3 protein-coding genes are annotated in these 3,893 nt (G+C 73.0%); 2 read left to right on the top strand and 1 reads right to left on the bottom strand.

Translation table 11 applies throughout. The features are described 5' to 3' along the window. On the bottom strand, positions 1-813 hold an 813-nt coding region (locus WML84_RS13635), incomplete at its 3' end, for a PucR family transcriptional regulator ligand-binding domain-containing protein (protein WP_347346681.1). A gap of 191 nt (positions 814-1,004) precedes the next feature. Between WML84_RS13635 and WML84_RS13630 the strand changes: the two genes are divergently transcribed. Beyond that, the gene (locus tag WML84_RS13630; protein WP_347346680.1) at positions 1,005-2,492 is read left to right on the top strand and encodes a CoA-acylating methylmalonate-semialdehyde dehydrogenase; all 1,488 of its coding nucleotides are present in this window, start codon (positions 1,005-1,007) and stop codon (positions 2,490-2,492) included. A 19-nt stretch (positions 2,493-2,511) separates the two neighbouring features. Beyond that, positions 2,512-3,893, top strand: a 1,382-nt coding sequence (locus WML84_RS13625) for an aspartate aminotransferase family protein (RefSeq protein ID WP_347346679.1), incomplete at its 3' end; no start/stop codon positions are given.

Raw genomic sequence — 3,893 nt, 5'->3', positions numbered from 1 at the left:
GTCGGCGTCGCCGTCGGCGAGCCGGCCCAGCGCCAGGGCGATCGCGCCCTGCTCCAGCACGCCGGCGCGGCCGGCCGGGTGGGCGGGGCCGGGCAGTGCGACGAGATGACCCCAGCGGATGCCGCGGGCCTCGACCGGCACGATCAGCCAGGCGTCCGCGTCGAGCGGCTCACCGGACCGCTCCGCGCCGCCCGCCCTCCCCGCCGCCCGGTGCGCCTCGCGCGAGCGCCGCTCCCACGTGTCGAACAGCTCCTCCTCGAGGTCGGGCGGCACCTCGGCGGCGACCACCTCGTGCGCGAGGTTCTCGAGCACGACCGGCGCCCCGAGGGTCTGCGCGAGCTGGTGCACGACGAAGTCTGCCGGCGAGCCGCGCAGCGCCAGGGCGGTGAAGCGCTCGCGCACCTCGTCGCGGGCCCGCAGGGCCGCGGTCTGCTCCGAGATGATGCGGCTGTGCACGGTCTCGGTGACCGCGACGAACTTCACCTCGCGGTGCAGCGCCACGAGGGCGAGCCCGCCGGCGCGTGCGGCCTGCACGACGACGGCCGGCACGTACCGGTAGCGCGCGACGAGCTCGAGCACGATGCCCGCGAGACCCGCCTCGACGAGGCTCGCGACGAACGCGGCCAGCTCGGCAGGGTCGTCCGGCCAGTCCGAGCCGGTCGACATCAGCAGCTCGCCGCCGTCGAGCAGCCGCGCCACCCCGGCGCTGTCGGAGACGTGCACCCAGCGCACGCGCGCGTCGAGTGCGGCGCCGCCGACGATCACCTCCGGCAGGCCGGTCACGAGCGCGTCGAGCGCCAGCACCTCGCGCACGGTCGGCAGACCTTCACCGGTCGCCAGCCGCTCCGGACGATCTGTCCGGAATGGGCCGGATTCGCGACGTTCAGCCATCGATGCGCGCCCCGCTCCTTTGAAACACTGGGATGAAGTCAGCTTAGACGCCGTCCGGTCGCTCTGTCCGGGCCGCATCCCAAGCATCGCCGCAGCCGGGAAAGGAAGCCCCCATGCCCCTCATCCGCCACCACATCGCCGGCCACGAGGCGGGTGCCGCCGAGCGCACCGGGGCCGTGTACGACCCGGCCACGGGCGAGCACCGCAGCGACGTGGCCCTGGCCACGACCGCCGAGGTCGACGAGGCGATCGCCGCGGCCAAGGCCGCGCTCCCCGCGTGGCGGGCGACCGGCCTGATCCGACGCGCCGACGTGTTCTTCCGGCTGCGCCACCTGCTCGCCGAGCGGCGCGACGAGCTGGCCGCGATCGTCACGAGCGAGCACGGCAAGGTGCTGTCCGACGCCGCCGGCGAGATCAGCCGCGGCATCGAGAACGTCGAGTTCGCCGCCGGCCTCGTGCACCTCCTCAAGGGCGAGCACTCCGAGCAGGTGTCGCGCGGCGTCGACGTGCACTCGCTCCGTCAACCGGTCGGCGTGGTCGGGGCGATCACCCCCTTCAACTTCCCGGTGATGGTGCCGCTGTGGATGACGGCATCCGCCATCGCGTGCGGCAACACCGTCGTGCTCAAGCCGAGCGAGAAGGACCCGAGCGCCGCGGTGACGCTGGCGCGCCTGTACGAGGAGGCGGGCCTGCCCGCCGGCGTGCTGAACGTCGTGCACGGCGACAAGGTCGCCGTCGACGCGATCCTCGACTCCCCCGACGTGCGCGCGGTGAGCTTCGTCGGCTCGACGCCGATCGCCCGCTCGATCTACCAGCGCGCGAGCGCGAACGGCAAGCGCGTGCAGGCGCTCGGCGGGGCGAAGAACCACATGGTCGTCATGCCGGACGCCGACCTCGACGGCGCCGCCAACGCCGCCGTCTCGGCCGCGTACGGCTCGGCCGGCGAGCGCTGCATGGCCGTGTCGGTGCTGGTCGCGGTGGGCGACGAGACCGCCGACGCGCTCATCGCGAAGGTCGCCGAGCGCGTCGAGGGCCTGCGGATCGGCCCCGGCACCGACCCGGAGTCGGAGATGGGCCCGCTCATCACGCGCGAGCACCGCGACAAGGTCGCCTCGTACGTCGCGGGCGCCGCGGCCGAGGGCGCCACCGTCGTGGTGGACGGCACGGCGAAGGCGTTCGACTCCGACGGCTTCTTCCTCGGGGTCAGCCTCGTCGACGGCGTGCGCCCCGGCATGAAGGTGTACGACGACGAGATCTTCGGCCCGGTGCTGGCCGTCGTGCGCGTGTCGAGCTACGCCGAGGCGGTCGAGCTCGTCAACGCCAACCGGTACGCGAACGGCACCGCGATCTTCACGCGCGACGGCGGCACGGCCCGCCAGTTCGAGTTCGACATCGAGGTCGGCATGGTCGGGGTCAACGTGCCGATCCCCGTCCCGGTGGGCGCCTACTCGTTCGGCGGCTGGCGGGACTCCCTGTTCGGCGACTCGCACATCTACGGCCCGGAGTCGATCCACTTCTACACTCGGACCAAGGTGGTCACGAGCCGCTGGCCCGGCCACACGCCGTCGCAGATCGACCTCGGCTTCCCGAGCAACCACTGACCCGCAGATCGGAGCCATCATGACCGACATCCTCACCGAGCCCGTCCGCACCGGCACCCTGCCCGATCTCGACACCGACGCGCGCGTGCGCGCCGACGACCGCGCGCACGTCTTCCACTCGTGGAGCGCGCAGGCCCTCATCGACCCGCTCCCGATCGCCGCCGGCGAGGGGGCGACCTTCTGGGACTACGCGGGCAACGCCTACCTCGACTTCTCGTCGCAGCTCGTGAACCTCAACCTCGGGCACCAGCATCCCGACCTCGTCGCCGCCATCCAGCAGCAGGCCGGCCGGCTCGCGACGATCCAGCCCGCGATGGCCAGCGACGTGCGCGGCGAGCTCGCCCGTCGTATCGCCGAGGTCGCCCCCGACGGGTTCGAGAAGGTGTTCTTCACCAACGGCGGGGCGGATGCCAACGAGAACGCCGTCCGCATGGCGCGGGCCGTCACCGGCCGCCGCACCGTGCTGTCGGCGTACCGCAGCTACCACGGCAACACCACGACGGCGATCACGCTCACGGGCGACCCCCGCCGCTGGGCGAACGAGCCCGGCGACGGCTCGGTCGCGCACTTCTTCGGGCCCTACCCGTACCGTTCGCCGTTCCACTCGTCGAGCCCCGAGGAGGAGACCGCGCGGGCGCTCGAGCACCTCGAGCAGACGATCGTGCTGCAGGGCGCGTCGACGATCGCCGCGATCATCATGGAGACGATCGTGGGCACCAACGGGGTGCTCGTCCCGCCGCCGGGCTACCTGCAGGGCGTGCGCGAGCTGTGCGACCGCTACGGCATCCTGTGGATCGCCGACGAGGTCATGGTCGGCTTCGGCCGGGTGGGGCAGTGGTTCGCGTTCCAGGCGTTCGACGTGGCGCCCGACCTCATCACCTTCGCGAAGGGCGTCAACTCGGGCTACGTGCCGCTGGGCGGCGTCGTCATCTCCGACCGCGTCGCGGCGCACTTCGACACCGTCGCCTTCCCCGGCGGCCTCACCTACTCCGGGCACCCGCTGGCGTGCGCGCCGGGCGTCGCCACGTTCGAGGTGTTCGAGCGCGACGGCATCCTGCAGCGCGTGCGCGACCTCGGCGACCGCGTCGTCGGGCCGCGTCTGCAGCAGCTGAAGGAGCGGCATCCGTCCGTGGGCGACGTGCGCGGCATGGGCCTGTTCTGGGCGATCGAGCTCGTCAAGGACCGCGAGACCCGCGAGCCGCTCGTGCCGTTCAACGCGAGCGGGGCGGCCGCCGCGCCCGTCACCGCGTTCGCCGCGGCGTGCAAGAAGGCCGGCGTGTGGCCGTTCACGCACTTCAACCGCGTGCACGTCGCACCGCCGCTCGTGATCCCGGAGGACGACCTCGTGCGCGGCCTCGACGTCATCGACCGCGCGCTCGACGTCGCCGACGAGCACGTGAC

The sequence above is a fragment of the Microbacterium sp. genome (genome assembly GCF_039812165.1).
In the GTDB taxonomy this organism is placed as follows: Bacteria; Actinomycetota; Actinomycetes; order Actinomycetales; family Microbacteriaceae; genus Microbacterium.
This window is presented reverse-complemented; position numbering and strand designations above follow the sequence as displayed.